The following is a 19,246-nucleotide window of genomic DNA, read 5'->3' as shown; positions in this document are numbered from 1 at the left end:
TGCGGCAGTAGGTAATTCCTGTATTCGGTTATCTCCTCGAAGAACGGCTGTTGTTACTGTTCGACCGTCCCTGGTTATAGCTTCCACCTGAACCGGAGGAAGGAGGCGCCTGCCGTATATTTCTGGAAGGAGGGGGCGGGCTGTAAGAACGCTGTGGTGTTACATTCCTTGACCGGACTTCGTTGGAGCGACTGTTGGTGCTGTTCCGTTCCGGAACTCGGTTGTTGTTTTGCTGGCGGTAATATTCCGCATTATTACGATTCGTATTTACACGATACCGATCCCGGCTGTTATTACTGTATACCCTTCTCCGGTCGTCCGACCTGCGGCGGTCTTCATAACGGCGGTAATTTCGGTTATTGCGGTAATACCGGTTATTATAATAATAGCCGCCATTTCCATAATAGCCATAATACCCCGGAGAGTAATAGTAATAAGGGTTATAGCCGTAATACCCGTCATAATAACTATCTGAAGGATAGTAGGTATCTGCACAGGAACTAAGCCCCGCCACCAACGCGATCAGTGCACCGGTGACCAGCAGACGGGTTTTATTGAATAATTGTATTTTCATTGTCTGCTATTGTTTTTGTTAAAGAAAAAGTTTATGTCAGTAACGGCGCTTGTTATGCCCGGGTGCAAAGTCCCGTGCTGATTGAGCGCCATAGTATTTTTTTGCCTGGCCCGGAGGCATTTGCTTATAGTAACGGTGTCCATGCCGGTAATAACTATCAGAAGGATAATAAGGATCGGCACAGGAACTAATCATTACCGAAAAAAATGTTAAAAACAAAATGGCCAGCGAGATGGTTACTCCGGGTTTATTAACGGTTATTCTTTTCATATTCGGGATTTTAACGGGCTATAAATCAAACTTTATACCAGCAATCAGGCCACCCATGGGGGTGGCGATTGCTGAACCATTTTAAGCCTTATGAATCACGCGTTTATCCTTTAATAATAATGTACCCGCTTGTGTTGCCTGTGAGAGCGGTAATACTTTTTTGCATGTCCGGGAGGCATGTGCCGGTGATTCCGGTAGCGATGGTGATTCCGGTACGCCGGGTATACGTTGCTTTCATAATACCGGTTCCGGTGCACTACGGGATAATAAGCCACCGCAACCGGCCGGCTGTGGCGATAGCTTTTTTTATAGTGCTTCGTATATTTTTTTTCGTAACGGTAGTGCTGTGCTTCCGATTTGGAAATGCCTGCTACCAGTAATGCAAATGCCAACAAGGCCAGTTTCACTTTCATAACATTTTTTAATTGGGTTACTTGATTAAAAAGTCTTCCTCTATAGGACGCTTATAAAGGGCTAACAGCTGTTAACGAAAATTAAAATATTCCGCGGTATCCGGGTGTCGGTTTCAGGTGTATTATACCCGCGTCCGGTTCACTGCGGAGGTGTTCAAACCAGGGGCGGCAGATCCGTATCGGTTGATGCGAACCCGTTTTGGAAGCCGGATAGAAGCTGAAACAAGTTTAGCATCACATTGAGCAACCACCGCCTAAAGGATCTTTTCTTTCGGGAGTTGGCCCTTTAACGTATGCGCGAACGTTCCGGAAATCAGCTATATGATTGTGCGATGCGGGCGATATTGAGGCTGCGGGCAGAAGCATTGAATATTTCGCGGTAGGTACCGTTAAGGGCTACGAGTTGCTCATGGGTGCCGTGCTCTACCACACGCCCCTGTTTGAGTACATAGATCATATCGGCATCAACGATCTGCGAAATAGAGTGGGAGATGATCACCACGGTTCTGTTTTGTTTGATCGCATCTAGGCTGTTTTTGATTTGTTCGGTGGCAATAGCATCGAGACTCGCAGTGGGCTCATCTAAAAATATCACGGGAGGATCTTTCAGAAACAGCCGGGCAATAGCAATGCGTTGTTGCTGGCCACCGCTCAGTAACTGGGCATCACTTTCATATTGCAGCGGCAATTCTATGATCTGGTCGTGCAGGCTGGCTTTTTTTGCGGCGGTGATGATGGCTTCCTTTGTGGCGTCCATTTTTCCATAGCGGATATTGTCTTCAATAGTGCCTTTAAAAATATGGTTCTTTTGCAGCACCAGTCCGATCTCACTCCTGAGCACCTGGTTGTTGTATGCATCGAGGTTAACGCCGTCCAATACAATGCTGCCGCTATCCGGCTTATAGAATTTATTAAGCAGGTTGAGGATGGTGCTTTTCCCGGCGCCGCTCAGGCCCACCAGTGCGGTTGTTTTTCCACCTTCTATTTTTAATGATACATCGTGCAGCGCCTTGGTGCCATTGGGATAGGTGAAATTCACCTGTTGCATTTCAAAATCGCCTTTTACCACTTCTTCTTTATAAGCACCGGTTTCTTCGGTGGCTTCTTCTGCGTCCAGTATCTGGAAGTAGGCTTCGGCATAAATAAAGGCATCGTTTACCTCATCGTAAATACGGTGCAACTGCCGGATGGGGGCCGATACGTTGTTGAAAAGCATAATGTGCAGCATAATGGCGCCGATGCTGATCTGGTGACCCAGCACCAGGTAGGTTGTAAGAATGATGATCAGCACTACGCCGATCTGTTCTATAAAAGATTTGATACCATCATAACGGAAATTGGTTTTGCGGGTATAAAGCTGGTCCTGTGTAAGCTGGTCCTGTATTTCGAGTTGTTTTTTTTCTTCATAGGTTTCCCGCACAAAACTTTTGATTACGGTAATGGATTCAATCAGGTTCAGCAAACCGTTGTTCTTGTTCTCTCTGCCCCGCCGCAGCTGCCGTCGTACTCCCTGCAGTTTCTGCGCCTGCCGGCTGCTTACATAAAAGTATGCGGGCAGGATCACGGTGGCTACCAGCCCTACCTTTACATTGGCCAGGTACATGATCACCAGGGCCAGGATGGCATTGGAGAACAGGGGCAGGATATCGATAAAGAAGTTTTGTACCAGCCGGGTCAAACTTTCCACACCACGGTCGATCCTTGTTTGCAGGCGGCCGGATTGGTTTTCCGGCGCTGCATAGAAGGCCATGCCATAGGTAAGTATCTTTTTAATGGCTGCTTCCGACAGGAGATTGCTGACGTTGATCCGGATCTTTTCACCATAAAACTTCTGTCCGAACTGAATGAAAATATTGACGATTTCCTTGGTAAACAGGATAATGGAAATGTACAGCAGGAGGCGTAAGCCCTCCTGCATGGGGTCGGGCTTTTGAAGGAGTATGTCTACATGATCAACCGTATATTTCAGGATGAGCGGGTTTACCTGTGCCGCCAGCGATCCTACCAGTGTAAGCGCCAGTGTACCAAAGATCATGGTGCGGTAGGGCCGTACAAAAGGCCAGAGCTGTTTTACGATATTGGCGAGATTGAGCGTTTTTGTAAAGGGTTTGGACATAGAACAGGAATAAGCAATATTGAATAGTGAACGGGATGAACCTGGCACAGCAGCTGAACGGAGCGTCGCAACATGGGTGCCCTTTGTTCCGCTGCCGGGCTAAAAAAAATCCGGTTGACCGTTATGCACAGTGAACCGGATTTTTAGACGACAAAAAAACTAAAAACGTTCGATAATACCGGCAATGCCCTGTCCGCCGCCTACGCAGGCCGTAACCATGCCATATTTTTTATTCAGGCGCTTCAGGTCGCCAAGCACCTGGATGGTGAGTTTGCAGCCGGTACAACCCAGGGGATGTCCCAATGCGATGGCTCCTCCGTTGATGTTCACAATGTCGGGATTCAGCCCTGCTTCCCGGATCACCGCGAGGGACTGCGCGCCAAAGGCTTCGTTTAATTCGATGAGGTCGATATCGTTCAGGGAAAGGCCCGCGCGGTTTAAGGCTTTTGGAATAGCCGCCACTGGTCCGATGCCCATGATGCGCGGATGTACCCCGGCCACGGCGCTAGCTACCAGCCGGCCGATGGGTTGTAGCTGCAGTTCCTGCATCAGTTTTTCGCTCATCACCACTACAAAGGCCGCGCCATCGCTGGTTTGCGAAGCGTTGCCCGCAGTAACCACCCCATTAGCCGCAAAAACCGGCTTTAATTTTTGCAAGGCTTCCATAGAGGTATCTGCGCGGGGACCTTCATCTGTATCCACCACAAATTTTTTCACCTGCCGTTTTCCTTTAGGGTCTACAAATACCTCCTCTACTTCCACCGGAAGAATGCCTTCCTTAAAATAGCCGTTCTGTATGGCATTGATGGCCTTCTGGTGCGAATGGTAGCTGAACGCATCCGCATCTTCCCGGCTGATATGAAATTCTTTTGAAACGGCTTCCGCGGTTAAGCCCATATTTAGATAATAGTCTGGTTCATCACTGGCGATGGAGTAGGAGGGAACCGTTTTCCATCCGGATGCCGGTACCAGGCTCATACTTTCAGTACCGCCGGCGATGATGCAATCGGCCTGGCCGGTGCGGATCTTGGCAGTGGCCATGGCAATGGTTTCCAGTCCTGAGGCACAATAGCGGTTTACGGTGGCGCCCGGCACTTCAATACCCAGGGCGCGGGCAGAGATAATGCGCCCGACCTGCAGTCCCTGTTCTGCTTCCGGCACCGCATTACCTACAAGCACATCATCTACCCGGTTGGGCTCCAGCTGGGGCAGTGATGCCATCAGACCTTTGATTACGGTAATGGCAAGGTCATCCGGCCGGTAAAAGCGGAGTCCTCCCTTCTTTGCTTTGCCAACTGCAGTACGGTAGCCGGCAACAATATATGCTTCTTGCATGGCGCGTTTTTTTTAGATAATCGAAAAATAGTTGTTTATGCAACTTTTATAAACAAATATACTTCTTTTTCTAAAATTGCTATTGATCATTTACGGTGAAAACGCCTTCGTAGGTTTGGAAGGTATTGCATTTGGTACTGACTTCTACTTTGACCCGGTGAAGCCCTGGTTCGGAAGCATAGATGTGATAATAATATCCGTGATTGAAAATAGCCCCTTCCGGTATTGATACCTGGTTTGCCATAATACCATCGATGTACCAGGTATATAGTCGGTCATCATTGGAGGGTGTAATTTCCAGGGGAATAAAATCTCCGGGTAAATAGGTTGCATCAACGCCAGTTAACAACCGGTCAATATATCCAAAGTTGACGACACGGTACCATGTATACAGATTTCCATATATATCCAGGTGGGCTGTTAACCCTACGCCTTCATTTGCCGTAGCATTAAGCGTGGCGGTATTATTTGTAACAGATAAAGTGGCGGAGGCATACGATGGAATTTCCCAGATTACGTTTGCTCCGGCCGGAACATTGTTTAAGCTGAACTGGGAAGATGTTTGACAGGGCGAAGGGCTGGCCCCTAAAATACCGGATGGCAGCTGTACCTGGATACCGGTTATAGCGGTAATCCAGGGAGCGAATGTAGATACTCTTGTAAAATAGGAAGCTGAGGCACTGCTGCTTCTGCTATGGCTAACGACACCCACTAAAAAGCGCCCTTCACCTGTAACATAAGTGAGTGGTCCGCCACTATCGCCTGCATCCGTTCTCGACAAAGGCTCGCCGGGAGGGCTTACAGCTTTGATAAACTGGGTGGTTGTTTCTGCATATTTCAATGTAGTAGATAAAAGGACCGGACTTCCGGAACCGGATTCGGTGTGTCCGAAACCTGAAACAGTAAACAGGGTAGCACCATAGAAATTTTCGTGTGTATCGTCAGCAAAAAGGATGGCCGATACGTGATTGTTAAGCTGGATGGGGGATGATAAATGGATCAACGCGATATCGTTTTTCAAGATATCGATTGCTCCAAAGAATATCGATTCGTTTCTGTAATCCGGATGGATGATAATTTGATCGGCACTATAGCTTTGCGATCCAACGGGATTGCTAAGGTCATGCAATCCCAGGCGGATGTTTAGTTGATTCGGTTGAACGTCTTCTACCACGTGGGCCGCTGTTAAAATCCATTGTCTTCCGATAATGACTCCGCCACCAGAACCTTGTGCCCCGTTAATTCTCTCAATACGCGCCTGATAAGGGATTTGCTCTGTGGTAATAGGTGAGCCATTCCAAATTGCAAGCGTTTCTGGTTTGGTAACTGGGGCATTTTTTTCAGAAGGAATGATGTCTTCTTTTTTACAGCGGATAAAAAAAAGCGTTAGTACCAGGATTGAAAAGAGGTAAAGTTGTTTCATAAATCAGTAGGTTAAATGTTAAAAAAATAGGTATTTGTTAAAATTAGTTTAAAAAAACCGGAGTTCTCGGAAGATCAACTGCTTTTTTTTTTGAGATTTTGCGACTTTTTGCTGTTTTCCTGTTTACCTTTAGGAATAAATTAACGGTTGTGTTAAAAAAAGAACGACAAGCATACATTCTCCACCGGCTGGATCTGCACAATAAAGTGCTGAGTACCAAGCTTTGTGTGGATATGAACGTGTCTGAGGACACGGTTCGAAGAGATCTGCAGGAACTTGCAGAGGCCGGCAGGCTGATTAAAGTACATGGCGGCGCCCTTTCGCTGGCTTTTAATGAGGTACATTTTAACAGCAGCCCGGTGTACTCGCAAACGCAGAAGGCGGTAATTGCGCAGAAAGTAATCGGGCTGATCAAGGAAAATATGTACGTACTCACGAGTGGGGGAACGACCATCATCGAGATGGCCAAACGGCTTCCTCCCCAGTTACGGGCTACGTTTATTACCGGAAGCATACCGGTATTAAACGCGTATATCGCGCATCCCAATATTAATGTAGTGGTAGTGGGCGATAAAGTGAATAAAGAATCCAAGATCACGGTGGGCGCCAGTGCCATTGCCAAGATCAAGGAAGTGAACGCCGATCTGTGTATCCTGGGGACCAATGCCATCGACCTGCGCCGCGGTATTACGGACAGCGACTGGGAGGTGGTGGAACTGAAAAAGGCAATGGTAGCGGCTTCTGCGAAAACCGTATGTTTAACGATTGCAGAAAAACTGAACTCTTTTGAAGCGCTGCAGGTGTGTGAACTGAAACAGATCGATTACCTGGTTACGGAACTGGATCCGCAAGACGAGTTGCTACAGCCCTATGTAAAGGCCGGGATAACGGTTTTATAAAAAATGAAAACAAATTTCAAATGAACAAATATTCATGTCTGCTGACATTTTTGATTTGTAATCTTTTGTCGGGAATTGCTTTTGGTCAGACCGGAAAGGTTACGGGGGGGGTAACGAGCGATGGGCGATCCCCCATACCAGGCGCTACTGTTATTGCCTTAAAAACAGGGCAGGGAACTGCTACGGATTCCACAGGACATTTCGAATTGATGGCAACTGCGGGAGACAGTCTTTCTGTTTCAGCTGTTGGGTTTGTTGATAAAAACATTGTAGTAGGCGCGTCCCATATTGTAAATGTGGTATTAGCAGCAAGCACAGGAGAACTGGAAAACATAGTGGTAGTAGGATATGGTAGCCAGAAAAGAGCCAATCTTTCCGACGCCGTTGCTACGGTGGATGTAGGAAAAACCTTTACCAACCGACCTATCTCAGATCCCATGCGGGCCTTGCAGGGTGCTGTTCCTGGTTTAAATATTATGTATAAAAACGGCGGCCTCACCAGTACAGCCGATTTTAATATCAGAGGTGTCGGGTCGATCAATGCGTCCGGCTTCGGACGACCGCTGATCTTGGTGGATAATATCGAAACACAGGATCTGAGTATTATTAATCCGAATGACATCGCCAGCATATCGGTATTGAAAGATGCTACCTCTGCGGCCATTTATGGAACCCGCGCCGCTTTTGGTGTGGTATTGATAAAAATGAAGGAAGGAAAACGGAATCAAAAACCGCTTGTGAGTTTCAATAGTAATTATTCCTGGGCCAAAGCGATCAACCTTCCCCAGTTTGCGGATCCTGTTAAAGAATTACCGGGTATTATTTCAGCTGCGCAGCGGGCCGGTACGGCCTCTCCTGAATCATTCGGAATGCAATTGAAAACATTGTTGAGTGGTATCCAGACCTGGGAAGAAAAATATAAAAGCACAAACACCGGAATGGAAATGATCAAGGGCCAGGACTTTGATATTATCAATAATATTTTTTACTTCTATAAAGTATGGGATGTGAATAAGATCATGTTCCGTACGATGCCGCAGTCCAATCAAACGCTCAGTGTTACCGGTGGCGGTGAGCGGGTTTCCTATTATTTATCGGCGGGTTATAATAATCAGGGGGGCATGTTTAAAATGAACCCGGATAATATCAAAAAATATAACCTTGTTGGTGGCGTAAATGTAGACATTACAAAATGGTGGACGGTAGGTATCAAATCGATGTACCGCAATTTTGAATACACTGCCCCCTATGGATACCAGGATTATTTTTACTACATGTACCGGTGGGGTGCTTACTGGCCTTATGGTACCTATAATGGGCAGTATTTCCGGAATGTGCCCGGATTTCTTAATGCTGCGCACCCGTCTTCCACGATTGATAACTATACCCGGGTGGAGCTGACTTCAACCATGAAGCTCATGAAGGATCTGGAGTTGAATGTAAATTATGTAATTGGAAAAGACAATGTGATCAATCACCAGGTGGGCGGGCCTGTAAAGATTTTAAACAACTGGGCGGCGATCCCCGATCCCAATAATATCAGTTCTGCTCTGGCGGACGTTTCACTGGCATCGCAAAATGTGGCTAGTTATAGCGCTACACGCGTAGGGCAGAATTCATTCAATGCTTTTTTAACCTATACTAAAAAATTCAATGATCATCATTTCAAACTGATGGGGGGTGCCAATTCAGAAGAGTATGAAAACCTGTCTTTTTCGGCTTCCCGCAGAAATTTATTGGACCCGGATAAAGGAGAGCTGAACCTGGCAACAGGCGATCAGTTCGCCAACAGCAGCCATGGTAACCGCGCTTATGCCGGCTTTTTTGGCAGGCTAAACTACGATTATAAAGAAAAGTACCTGCTTGAGTTAATGGGGCGTTATGACGGATCGTCTTCCTTCCCATTGAATTATCGATGGGCTTTTTTCTCCGGAGTGTCAGGAGCATACCGGATCAGCGAAGAATCATTTATGCAATCCCTGAAGCCGGTATTGAACGACTGGAAGGTACGTGCTTCCTGGGGAAGTGTAGGCAACCAGGATTTTGGCGGTGCTCAATATTTTATCCCATCAATGTTTAGTACCAGCGGATATTGGATGGCGGGTGGAAACTGGGCGCAGGGTATTTCACTTCCGCGGGCGGTGCCTAAAGATCTTCTTTGGGAAAAAGTTCAGTCGATAAATATCGGAACCGACTTCAGTTTCTTTAAAAATAATAACCTCTCTGTAACATTCGACTGGTATCAGCGCACCACCAGCGACATGATTGCAACCGTTACGCTCCCTGCTGTTTTTGGCACGTCTGGAGGAACCGTTTCCGGTCTTGAACCCAGAAGAAATGACGGAACGCTGCGCACCCGTGGTTATGAAATCACGATAAACGGATATGTACCCGTAAACAATGATCTGTCACTTTATGGCATGCTTGGTTTTTCAGATAATAAAACAATTGTAACGAAATGGTATAATCCTTCTCAGTTGATCAATAATTATTATTCGGGGTCCACATTCGGTGATATCTGGGGATTTGAAACCGACCGGTATTTTACGGATGCGGATTTTGTGAAAGATGGCAGCGGAAAAATTACCGGGTATGCCACAGGTATCGCCAGTCAAAAAAATCTTCAGACGGGAAACTTTGTATACGGTCCTGGAGATATTAAATACAAGAATATCAATGGCGATGATAAAATTGATGGGGGCAAGGGATCTGCTGCAGATCATGGCGATTTAAAAGTGATTGGCAATAGCAGGCCCCGCTACATCTATAACGGAAGATTGGGAGGGAACTATAAGAACTTTGATCTGGACCTCCTTTTCCAGGGCGTAGGAAAGCAAAACGTTTGGGGCCTGGGAAATGTAGTACTGCCGATGTACCAGGGTACAGATATCCTGTATGCGGACCAGGTAGACTACTGGACTCCTGAAAACCCTAATGCCCGTTTCCCCAATCCTTATCCCAATAACCAGGGTGGAACGGTGAGCGGCCTGCAGGCAGGATCCAATAACTTTTATCCGCAAACGAAATACCTGTTAAACCTGGCTTATGCACGGCTGAAAAATCTTACCATTGGTTATACCTTACCATATGATCTGCTGGCAAAATATCATTTTCAAAAAGTGCGGGTGTATGTAAGTGGCGAAAACCTCATAACTATAAAGGATAAATACCTGCCGATTGATCCGGAAGCATACGATGTTAGCTCAACTGCCGGGTTTACCGGAAGAACATGGCCCATAGCCAGAACCCTTTCATTTGGGGTGCAAATTAACTTTCAATAAAACAAACAGACTATGAAACTCTATAATAAATTATTCGTATTGCTGTTTTTAGTTACTACAGCATTTGGATGTAAAAAATACGTGGATAAGGTTCCGCTCGATAGTTTTAGTGACGGCGATTTCTGGACCGGTGAAGACAACTTAAGAGCCTATAGCTGGGAGTTTTATTCCCTGTTTCCGGGTTATGGCAATGGAAGTAGTCAGGGCGATTTTTATTTTACGTCGTTTAACGATGATCAGGCGGATCCCAGCCTGCAGATCTTTGCAGCCAATGCACCGGCCAGCAGTGCTGCGTGGAACTTTTACTGGGTGCGGAAAGCGAACCTGATGCTGGCGCGTATTGATGGAATGACCATTACGGACGAGGCAAAAAATCATTGGAAAGGCGTTGCAAAATTCTTCCGGGCAATGACCTATTTCAACCTGGTAAAAACATTTGGAGATGTTCCGTTTGTAAATACTTATCTCGATCTGGCCGATGAACAAAAAATATATAAACCGAGAGACAACCGTGCGTTGGTAATGGATAGTGTATTGGCGGATCTGAACTTTGCTGTTGCTAACTTACGGGTTAAGGACCAGGCAAATACCGTTAACCAGGATGTGGCATACGCATTATTGTCGAGAGTGGGTTTGTATGAAGGTACGTATCGTATTTATCACAAGGATCCGGCGGTAACCAATGCGGATGTGTATTTGCAGGCATGCAAAACGGCTTCTGAAAAGCTAATGAATCCCGCTGCGGGGTATGGGCTGAATGCGGATTATCAAACCACTTACAATTCATTAGATTTGAACGGTAACAAGCAGTTGATCCTGTATAAACAATATTTGGCAGGATTTCTGGGTCACTCAGTGATCGGTTTTACCAATAGTTCAACCGTAATGAAAGGCGTGTCTAAAAACGCCGTGGAAGCTTATCTATGTACAGATGGGTTACCCATTAGCCTGTCTCCCTTATACAAAGGAGATGATACCATTATTAATGTTCGGGCAAACCGCGACAAGCGATTACAGCAAACGATCAGCGATTTTCTATGTTACCAGGGTAAATTGGTAAACGGATTAAGTTCCAGTACCGGTTACCGTCCGGCCAAGTTTCTGCAGCCGGCAGACAATCAACTGGCGCCAAACAACACAACCGACGCACCGATCTTCGGTCTTCCGGAAGTGTTGCTGAACTATGCCGAAGCCTGTACAGAGCTTGACCGCATGGGTAAATACAGTATCAGTCAGTCCGACCTGGATATGTCTGTTAATAAACTAAGAGCACGTGCCGGGGTGGCATCGCTGCAGCTTGCAGGAAACCAGGGCACCGCAATAAATGGAGTGGGCTTTACAGATCCGAAAAAGGATGCCGATCAAAACATCACTTCCCTGTTGTGGGAAGTACGCCGTGAACGTAGAACAGAGTTAATGCTGGATGGATTCCGGTTCGATGACCTGATGCGATGGGCAAAAGGAAGTTACATGGATAACTCAGTAAACCCGGATATTTTCAAGGGTGCGAAGGTTGCCGGAAATGGCCAGGTTAAAACAGATGCTAACGGTTATATTACGCCCTATACTGCGGGAACCGTACGACCTTTTATTGATCCTAAAAACTATCTTTCAGCCATTCCTACCGGGCAGATCGCTTTGTATCCCGACGGAAGTTTTAAGCAGAACCCCGGGTGGTAGTATTCAATACCCGGTGGGGAACGGCAATGTTCTGCACCGGGTATTTTTGATATCATTGAGGCAACGCTGCCAGATTCAGATATTGTTCCGGAATATAGGCGGCACTTATATACTATAAATATATACGCAGGACCAGTTTGGTTTATAAAATGAGCCTGGCACGCGGAAGTCCTCCTAAAATTTTTGCGCATATTTGCAGGTTTTTTATAGAAACTGCTTTTTTTTACGGTTTTTTTACATATCTTTAACAGAGTCTTTGTGAGCGAATTGACTAGAACTTGAGAAGATGTTATAACGATTGATTGCAAACAGGAATCCGCCGTATACATGGTAGAAATGGGGAGAAACACGCGCTGGAAGGATTTACGGCAATTCACAGTATTCCTGTGGTTATTGGTTATGGGGTATCGGAAATAAATCTGCATTCATTGCGAATGAACCGGGTTATTGAAAGCGGGGATCTGTTGAGGAAGCCCTGACATTAGACGAATGGGGAACCATACGTGCTGTCCGGTATACGCTATGCTGTTTAAAAGCTGGATCTATTATAATTTTTTAATCAAAAAGTATGAGAAATGAAAAAACTAACTGGACTGATTGGTCTGTTATTGGTTTTGTTTGTGGTTTTTCCAAATAAGGGAAACGCACAGATGAGGCGGATTACAGGAACGGTACATGACGAGGAAAACAGGCCATTGTCAGGTGTTACGATTACGATCAATGGTACGGCTGCCGGAACTACCACCGAAAGCAATGGCAGTTTCAGTATTAACGCGGCCAGGGCGAGTGCACTTGTTTTTTCACATGTTGGTTTTGAATCCTTTCGTTTCACCGTAGGTGCCGATACAGCGATTGCGGTGACACTTTTAAAAGGAAAGGACAATATGGATGAAGTGGTGGTGACAACCGAGTTTGGTATGAAACGGGTTCAGCGGGCAGTAGGCTCTTCTGTTCAGATGATCGATGGAGCTACGGTTGCAGAATCCGGAAGAGATGCATTTATTACGGCACTCCAGGGACGGGTGCCGGGGCTGAATGTAACATCTACCAGTGGTTCTCCGGGCGCGTCCACCACCGTTGTACTCCGGAATATTACTTCTATTTCAGGTAACAACCAGCCATTATACGTGGTAGATGGGGTGCCGATGAATAACTCTACATTTAACCCGATTGCTATGGCAGGTACGGAAACCTACTCGGTCCGTAACCTGGACTTTGCATCGAGAGGGAACGATTTTAATCCTGAGGACATCGAATCCATTTCCGTATTGAAAGGCGCTGCAGCAGCGGCTTTATATGGTTCAGATGCATCCAACGGCGCCATTATCATTACCACAAAAAAGGGAAGACCCGGCAAAGGACGCATCACCTATAGCAATGATTTCCGGTGGGATAAGGCCTATGGATACCCGGATATGCAAACCAAGTATGCAAATGGAGCGTATGGCACCACCAACTATTATTACACGGCAAAGTTTGGCGGATTGTATCCCGAGGGAATAACGCAATATGATAATATAGCGGCGTTACTGCAAACAGGAAATTCGCAAAAGCACAATGTTTCCGTAGAAGCCGGATCGGATAAGGCAACCATCAGGGCCGGATTCTCTTACCTGGACCAGGCCGGTGTGGTAAAGACCACGGATTATAACCGTACGAGCCTGAGCCTGTCTGGGCAGGCCAAAGTAACCGAGTGGTTGAAGTTTGAGGGATCCATGCAATATACCAAAACGGGTAATGCAAAGATATTGCGTGGAACAGACGGACCCCTGTACAGGGCGATGTTATGGCCCATGGTAGACAATATGGCCAACTACCTGGCAGCAGATGGTATTCATATGCGGAAGCCGGATTATTATATCGATGTCGATTTGCTGAATCCTTTATTTGCGATGTACAAGAATAAAAATTACGACAAATCAGACCGGTTCCTTTCGAATGTAGCGCTTACCGCAACTCCGGTTAAAAATACATTTGTACGGGCGCAACTGGGATGGGATGTAGGCATGCAAACCTTTGAGTCGTCCTGGCATCCCTATTACGCCAATAACAACGCCGGCCTGGGACGCTATGACCTGGTACATTCCAATTTTTCGGATCCTACTGTCAATGTGCTTGCGGGGTATAACAATAAATTCTTCAACGATAAATTTTCATTATCTGCACAGGTGGGGTATCATCAGCTTGAAAACGGGGTAACCCGGGTATCGAATATAGGTACCAAGTTCATTATTGCTGATTTTCAGTCCATCAATAATACCGACCCGTTAACGCAAACGGCTTCGCAACGCAATACCAAACGGCGGATACAGGCGTTGTCCGGTCAATTCGAGTTTGGATACAATAACCTGGCCTTTGTTACATTAAGAGGACGTAACGACTGGTCATCTACGTTGCCCATCAATAACAATGCGTATTTCTACCCGGCGATTGAAGGTTCGCTGATCCTCACGGATCTGCTAAACCTGAAAGACAACAAGGTGCTCAATTTTATAAAATTAAGAGGTTCTATTGCGCAGGTAGGTAAAGATGCAGGCCCCCTGGAAATAGATCCGCAGCTGATCGCGACCAATTTAACCGGCGGCGGATTTAAATATGATTTTACTGGTCCGAACCCCAACCTCCGGCCGGAAATGACCACGGCCCGTGAAGTGGGTTTTGATATGCGCCTGTTGCAAAACCGGCTGAATACCATGTTCACTTATTTTACCACCAATAACGATGACCAGATCGTTAAAGGATTCCGGCTGAGTTATGCAACCGGATTTGTATTGAATACAATGAATGTTGGTTCTTTTAAAACCTGGGGATGGGAAGCACATATCGACGGCGATATTATCCGCAGCCGTTCCGGTGTAACCTGGAACGTGGGGGTGAACGCTTCTCACGGCGGATCAAAGGTGGTATACCTGCCGGATAATGTATCCGAATATTATGATGCATATACCTGGAATTCTGGAAACATCCGTAACGGGATTATGAAGGGAAAGCCCATTACCACTTTAACAGGACGGGCTTACGAGCGCAATAATAAAGGAGAGGTGCTGATCGATCCGGTAACAGGTATCCCCATTACAAGCGCGGTTTGGAGCGTGATCGGAGACCGGGAACCAAAAGTGCGGTTTGGATTCCTCTCGAGTGTTGACTATAAAGGCCTGCGTTTATCGGGGCTGTTTGCCGGCCGGTATGGTGCAACCGTTGTTAACGGTACCAAACGACTGATGATGAGCAATGGTACCAGCTGGGAGTCGGTAAACCTGCGTGAAAGAGGGCCGGTGATTTTTGGCGGGGTGTTGAGAGATGGGAATGAGAACTCCGATAACCCAACAGTTAACAATATATCCGTGGATTACCGGTTATATAGCAGCAGCATTTTCGCCGGGGGTGATGAAGACTGGCTGGAAAAGGATGTTAATTATTTGCGTTTGCAGGAATTACGCCTGTCCTATTCATTGCCTAAGAAATTACTGGGAAGAACAAGGCTCATATCCGGTATGAATGTATATGTTATAGGGAACGATCTGTTTACCTGGACAAATTATTCGGGCATTGATGCGGTGGGCAATACGGTTTCTGCCGCTGCCGGTGGTACAGGAGGGGAAGGCTATGATGTATGGTCGCTTCCGAATCCACGCGGAATAACAGTAGGGCTTAGCTTAACATTAAATTAAAAAAGAAATTATGAGAAGGATAATATTTTTTTTAGTACCGTTCCTGCTGTTGACAGGGGGATGTAAGAAATGGCTGGATGTAAATAAAAATATCGACGCTCCGGACCATATAGATGGGTATCTGTATCTGGCAGGTATTCTTCAACAGTACCAGGGCATTTATTGGGATGTGCGTGCCGTAGGGCCCTTAACGCAAATGATGGGCGCTTCCGGAGATTATGCCACCTATGCAGGTCATAATTTTATTCCCGGAAGTGATGCTGCCGCCGAAGCATGGCGGATCGTATACTGGAACCAGGGCATGAACCTGGAAAATATGATCAATCAGTCGATCGCCGCTGAAGACTGGACGCTGGCCGGTATCGGTTATGCAATAAAAGCATTTTCGTGGGATCTGATGACGAAGCTCAATGTAGATGCCCCCATGAAGCAGGCATTTGTAGCCGGACTGCTGGCGCACGATTATGATTATCAGAAAGACATTTATCCGCAGATACGTGAATGGGCATACAAAGCCATTGAGCTGCTTGAGAAACCGGATCCGCATGACTATGGCGCGAAAATAAGCGCCAATGATTTTATTTATGGAGGCAATAAAGCAAAATGGATCAAATTCGCCTATGCCGTTATTGTGCGCAACCTGTCTTCTTTGTCTAATAAAACCAATTTTGCGGCCGATTATGCGCAGGAGCTGATCACCGCTGCAGGTAAGTCTTTTCAAAGTTCAGATGATGATGCTACCTTGAAAATAGCAGGCGGATCGCAACAGGCACCTTACGCCGAGTTTAATAACTATTGGGGAACGGCCCGCGGAAATCTTAGCTGGACTTATTTTCAGCATGAATATGCAGTACAGGTGCTTACCGGAACCGTGCCGGAATATGATGAAGCCACCGGTAATAAAACTTCCCTGGTCGGTAACCCGTATTATCCGTATAAGCTGGCGGCGAAACAAATCATAACCGATACCTTATCCAACGTTGCCGGGCACTATGATCCGCGGATGGCGGTGAAGCTGGGAACAACAAGTAATCCTAATTTTCTGAACCTGGGCAATGCAGATAGCGTAAAGGCGTATAAGTATTATGGCGGTTCATTTACCGGAACGGCAGGCCCTATCGGAACGGCGCCTTCTTATTACGGAAGAAATAATGTGTCGCAATTTTCGGGCGCTGTGAACGACGGAATCGGGCGGTGGATTTACCGTGATAATGCACCGTATATTTTAACCACCTGTGCCGAAATACAATTTTGCCTGGCAGAGGCCTATTGGAAATTGGGACAGACTTCCCAGGCGTTTGAAGCGTTTAAAAGCGGCGTAAAATCCGATATGGATTTTACCGGTAAGTATATTTATCCCGGTACTTCCGGATCTCCTACCGGCGGTGATAAATTAACAACAGCGGTGTTTAATAGCTTATCTGCGCTTTACCTGCAAGGTCCGTTTGTAGCAGGTGTTACCGATTTTTCGCTATCCCATATCATGATGCAAAAATGGGTTGCTTTGTATCCATGGGGCGCACCGGAAGCATGGGTGGATATGCGTAAATATCATTATGATATTGCTTACTCCGGTGCTTATCCTGCAAAGGGTAATGGATGGACTACCGCCATTATCAGTCAGAAGTGGGATACGGATCCGGCCAAGGTTTATAAAGGTTTGTACCTGGCGCCCGCACAGGTACAAAGCCGTAAAGGAAGTTATGCAACTAAAAATGAGGGTGCACCCTGTTACCGGCTCCGTCCCCGGTATAATTCGGAATATATGTGGAATCTCAAATCGCTGGGAGCTTTGAAGCCCATACCGGGCACTGCGGATAATTATCATACATCCATTCCCTGGTTTGCATATCCGGGTGAACTTCCAAATTAATTAAATGCATAAACTGTAAAATATACGGATATGAAAAAGAATACGTTGATATATTTTTTAATCATGCTACTGCTTGCTGCTTCCTGTAAAAAGCATGTGGTAGAGTATGATACCGTTCCGGTGCCGGAAAATACGGCCGAGTTCCAGTTGCATTATTTTGTTCCTGTAACAAGCGGAGCTGCAAATGATATAAACAGGGTTGAAGTAAACAGTAAGTTAGTTGCAAATGATAAGTCGCCGTTGACTACCTATAACGCCATCCCCAGCGGAGCCGTAGGCCGGTTTTATACTACGGCCGTTGGTACCACCAATATAAAACTTTATAAGGGAGGTACACAGCTGGTCTATGATCAAAATTGCAATCTGCAGGCAGGGAAGCAGAACATATTTGTTTATGACTTTAGTAAACCGCCGATTGTTTTTAGCAATGGATTTCCTTATCCCAAAATTGTAACCGATACCACCGGATCGACGGCATGGATAAAGTTCTACAATTTTCTGTTTGAGACCAGCGGGGTACCAACGGACCTGAAACTGCAATACCAGTACCAGTATACCAAGAATATTATAACAAAGGAAAAAAGCGATTGGATTAATGTAGGCAAGCCGGTGGCTTTTGGTGAGGCTACCGGGTGGGAGCCTGTTACAGTAATAAAAGAAGTACAGATCTCATCATCATCTGCGCGTATTGACTACCGGATCCGGCTGATCAATGGAAGCGGGGCGGATGTGGGAGCGCTGCAGGTACGCAATTCGGCAGGGAATTTTGTGGATTATGCCGACTGGTGGAATGCATCCGTAGGACGGGCCTATCATCACGTGTTTGCCGGTATGCGTGCTGCCACACCGGTATCCGCCGTGCGGGTATTTACGGCATTGTAATACAGGATTGAAAGCCAGGAAGGACATTCGCCATTGAAAGCTTGTTCAACATAAAACGGCCGGTTCCTGGTATGCCAACAGCAAAATGGTTCACTGAAGAGGTGAACCATTTTGCTGTTAATGGATTTGAATGATTGCAAACGGCCTGTACAACCGGAGGCCGGTTTTACCGGAACTGGCCTTTTAAGATGATTTTGAACAAGCCGGCTTCAGCAATCAATCCTGTGGATGGACTAGGCCCAGAAAAGGCGCATTGCTTTTTCGTAGGACCAATAGAAATTGTTGCTATTCCTAATACTTACGAAACAGGAGGAGTAAGGGCAGGGACTGATGTCGGTCACTCTTACCTCACCGGAAGATGCCGGCCCTGTTTGGAAAATAAACCCGGTGTAGGCCTCCGTATCCCCTTTGGGAACAACAAGTGTAAACGGTACATTGGGCGTGCTGCCTCCGCCTTCTTCCCGGATATAACCGGTTATGGTAACATCTCCGTCACAGGAGGGCGCAGCAAGCGTAGCTTTTGCACCAAAGTAATTATACATTCCCAGTTGCGGGTTGGGTGCGTAAACATCTACCGATACACCCTCGCAATATTCGGTTTGGGCTTGGGAACATAGTTGCAATGCAAAAAGGGCAAATGATAAACTGAGCAGTTTTCTTTTCATGGCTTTATTATTTAGGTGTTGAAAAAAAGAAGTGATTTGGGCTGATCTGTTGGTCTGTATTCAAAAGGCCTGGCGTAGTAACAATTGTTCTGCTCTTTAAAAATAAACAAAATATAAAGGATGCCCAAGTTTATTTAGGGCTTCATTCGGTTTGTTGCAAACAA

General features: G+C 46.2%; 13 protein-coding genes. 6 read left to right on the top strand and 7 right to left on the bottom strand.

The genetic code is table 11. From position 1 onward, the window contains the following. Positions 1–28: 28 nt before the first annotated feature. The 6 genes from LQ567_RS10265 to LQ567_RS10240 form a co-directional block, all read right to left on the bottom strand. On the bottom strand, positions 29–574 hold the full coding sequence (locus LQ567_RS10265; RefSeq protein WP_231004415.1) for a hypothetical protein: 546 nt from the start codon (positions 572–574) through the stop codon (positions 29–31). Between the two features lie 36 nt (positions 575–610). Next, positions 611–844, bottom strand: coding sequence for a hypothetical protein (locus LQ567_RS10260; protein WP_231004414.1), 234 nt, complete (start codon positions 842–844; stop codon positions 611–613). A gap of 110 nt (positions 845–954) precedes the next feature. Beyond that, entirely contained in the window at positions 955–1,257 is a 303-nt protein-coding gene (locus LQ567_RS10255) for a hypothetical protein (RefSeq protein WP_231004413.1), read from the bottom strand. A gap of 313 nt (positions 1,258–1,570) precedes the next feature. Further along, entirely contained in the window at positions 1,571–3,373 is a 1,803-nt protein-coding gene (locus LQ567_RS10250) for an ABC transporter ATP-binding protein (protein ID WP_231004412.1), read from the bottom strand. A 159-nt stretch (positions 3,374–3,532) separates the two neighbouring features. Then, the gene (locus LQ567_RS10245) at positions 3,533–4,708 is read right to left on the bottom strand and encodes an acetyl-CoA C-acyltransferase (RefSeq protein ID WP_231004411.1); all 1,176 of its coding nucleotides are present in this window, start codon (positions 4,706–4,708) and stop codon (positions 3,533–3,535) included. A gap of 79 nt (positions 4,709–4,787) precedes the next feature. Next, the gene (locus tag LQ567_RS10240; protein WP_231004410.1) at positions 4,788–6,131 is read right to left on the bottom strand and encodes a S1 family serine peptidase; all 1,344 of its coding nucleotides are present in this window, start codon (positions 6,129–6,131) and stop codon (positions 4,788–4,790) included. 149 nt (positions 6,132–6,280) lie between these two features. On the opposite strand from LQ567_RS10240, the gene LQ567_RS10235 reads away from it, so the two are divergent. The 6 genes from LQ567_RS10235 to LQ567_RS10210 all read left to right on the top strand — a co-directional run bounded on the left by LQ567_RS10235 (position 6,281) and on the right by LQ567_RS10210 (position 18,417). After that, positions 6,281–7,030, top strand: a complete 750-nt coding sequence (locus LQ567_RS10235) for a DeoR/GlpR family DNA-binding transcription regulator (protein WP_231004409.1) — start codon at positions 6,281–6,283, stop codon at positions 7,028–7,030. Positions 7,031–7,050: 20 nt separating this feature from the next. After that, the gene (locus LQ567_RS10230; protein WP_231004408.1) at positions 7,051–10,311 is read left to right on the top strand and encodes a SusC/RagA family TonB-linked outer membrane protein; all 3,261 of its coding nucleotides are present in this window, start codon (positions 7,051–7,053) and stop codon (positions 10,309–10,311) included. Between the two features lie 12 nt (positions 10,312–10,323). Then, positions 10,324–11,991, top strand: a complete 1,668-nt coding sequence (locus LQ567_RS10225) for a RagB/SusD family nutrient uptake outer membrane protein (RefSeq protein WP_231004407.1) — start codon at positions 10,324–10,326, stop codon at positions 11,989–11,991. 575 nt (positions 11,992–12,566) lie between these two features. Beyond that, positions 12,567–15,662, top strand: a complete 3,096-nt coding sequence (locus LQ567_RS10220; protein WP_231004406.1) for a SusC/RagA family TonB-linked outer membrane protein — start codon at positions 12,567–12,569, stop codon at positions 15,660–15,662. 10 nt (positions 15,663–15,672) lie between these two features. Next, complete coding sequence (locus LQ567_RS10215; RefSeq protein WP_231004405.1) at positions 15,673–17,535, top strand: SusD/RagB family nutrient-binding outer membrane lipoprotein; 1,863 nt, start codon at positions 15,673–15,675, stop codon at positions 17,533–17,535. 30 nt (positions 17,536–17,565) lie between these two features. After that, positions 17,566–18,417 (top strand): hypothetical protein, encoded by an 852-nt coding sequence (locus LQ567_RS10210; protein WP_231004404.1) that lies wholly within the window; start codon positions 17,566–17,568, stop codon positions 18,415–18,417. A 233-nt stretch (positions 18,418–18,650) separates the two neighbouring features. On the opposite strand, the gene LQ567_RS10205 is transcribed toward LQ567_RS10210, so the two are convergent. Further along, on the bottom strand, positions 18,651–19,082 hold the full coding sequence (locus LQ567_RS10205; protein WP_231004403.1) for a hypothetical protein: 432 nt from the start codon (positions 19,080–19,082) through the stop codon (positions 18,651–18,653). Positions 19,083–19,246: the final 164 nt, after the last annotated feature.

It is taken from the genome of Niabella pedocola (assembly GCF_021044425.1).
GTDB lineage: Bacteria > Bacteroidota > Bacteroidia > Chitinophagales > Chitinophagaceae > Niabella > Niabella pedocola.
Note: the sequence above shows the minus strand (reverse complement) of the source record. Positions and strands in the feature narration are given on the sequence as shown.

What these genes read in the sequence shown, in the direction of transcription:
- LQ567_RS10230 (WP_231004408.1), top strand. Translation starts at nt 7,051, where the DNA reads ATGAACAAATATTCATGTCTGCTGACATTTTTGATTTGTAATCTTTTG.
- LQ567_RS10205 (WP_231004403.1), bottom strand. Translation starts at nt 19,082, where the DNA reads ATGAAAAGAAAACTGCTCAGTTTATCATTTGCCCTTTTTGCATTGCAA.
- LQ567_RS10265 (WP_231004415.1), bottom strand. Translation starts at nt 574, where the DNA reads ATGAAAATACAATTATTCAATAAAACCCGTCTGCTGGTCACCGGTGCA.
- LQ567_RS10210 (WP_231004404.1), top strand. Translation starts at nt 17,566, where the DNA reads ATGAAAAAGAATACGTTGATATATTTTTTAATCATGCTACTGCTTGCT.
- LQ567_RS10255 (WP_231004413.1), bottom strand. Translation starts at nt 1,257, where the DNA reads ATGAAAGTGAAACTGGCCTTGTTGGCATTTGCATTACTGGTAGCAGGC.
- LQ567_RS10250 (WP_231004412.1), bottom strand. Translation starts at nt 3,373, where the DNA reads ATGTCCAAACCCTTTACAAAAACGCTCAATCTCGCCAATATCGTAAAA.
- LQ567_RS10220 (WP_231004406.1), top strand. Translation starts at nt 12,567, where the DNA reads ATGAAAAAACTAACTGGACTGATTGGTCTGTTATTGGTTTTGTTTGTG.
- LQ567_RS10215 (WP_231004405.1), top strand. Translation starts at nt 15,673, where the DNA reads ATGAGAAGGATAATATTTTTTTTAGTACCGTTCCTGCTGTTGACAGGG.
- LQ567_RS10240 (WP_231004410.1), bottom strand. Translation starts at nt 6,131, where the DNA reads ATGAAACAACTTTACCTCTTTTCAATCCTGGTACTAACGCTTTTTTTT.
- LQ567_RS10245 (WP_231004411.1), bottom strand. Translation starts at nt 4,708, where the DNA reads ATGCAAGAAGCATATATTGTTGCCGGCTACCGTACTGCAGTTGGCAAA.
- LQ567_RS10260 (WP_231004414.1), bottom strand. Translation starts at nt 844, where the DNA reads ATGAAAAGAATAACCGTTAATAAACCCGGAGTAACCATCTCGCTGGCC.
- LQ567_RS10225 (WP_231004407.1), top strand. Translation starts at nt 10,324, where the DNA reads ATGAAACTCTATAATAAATTATTCGTATTGCTGTTTTTAGTTACTACA.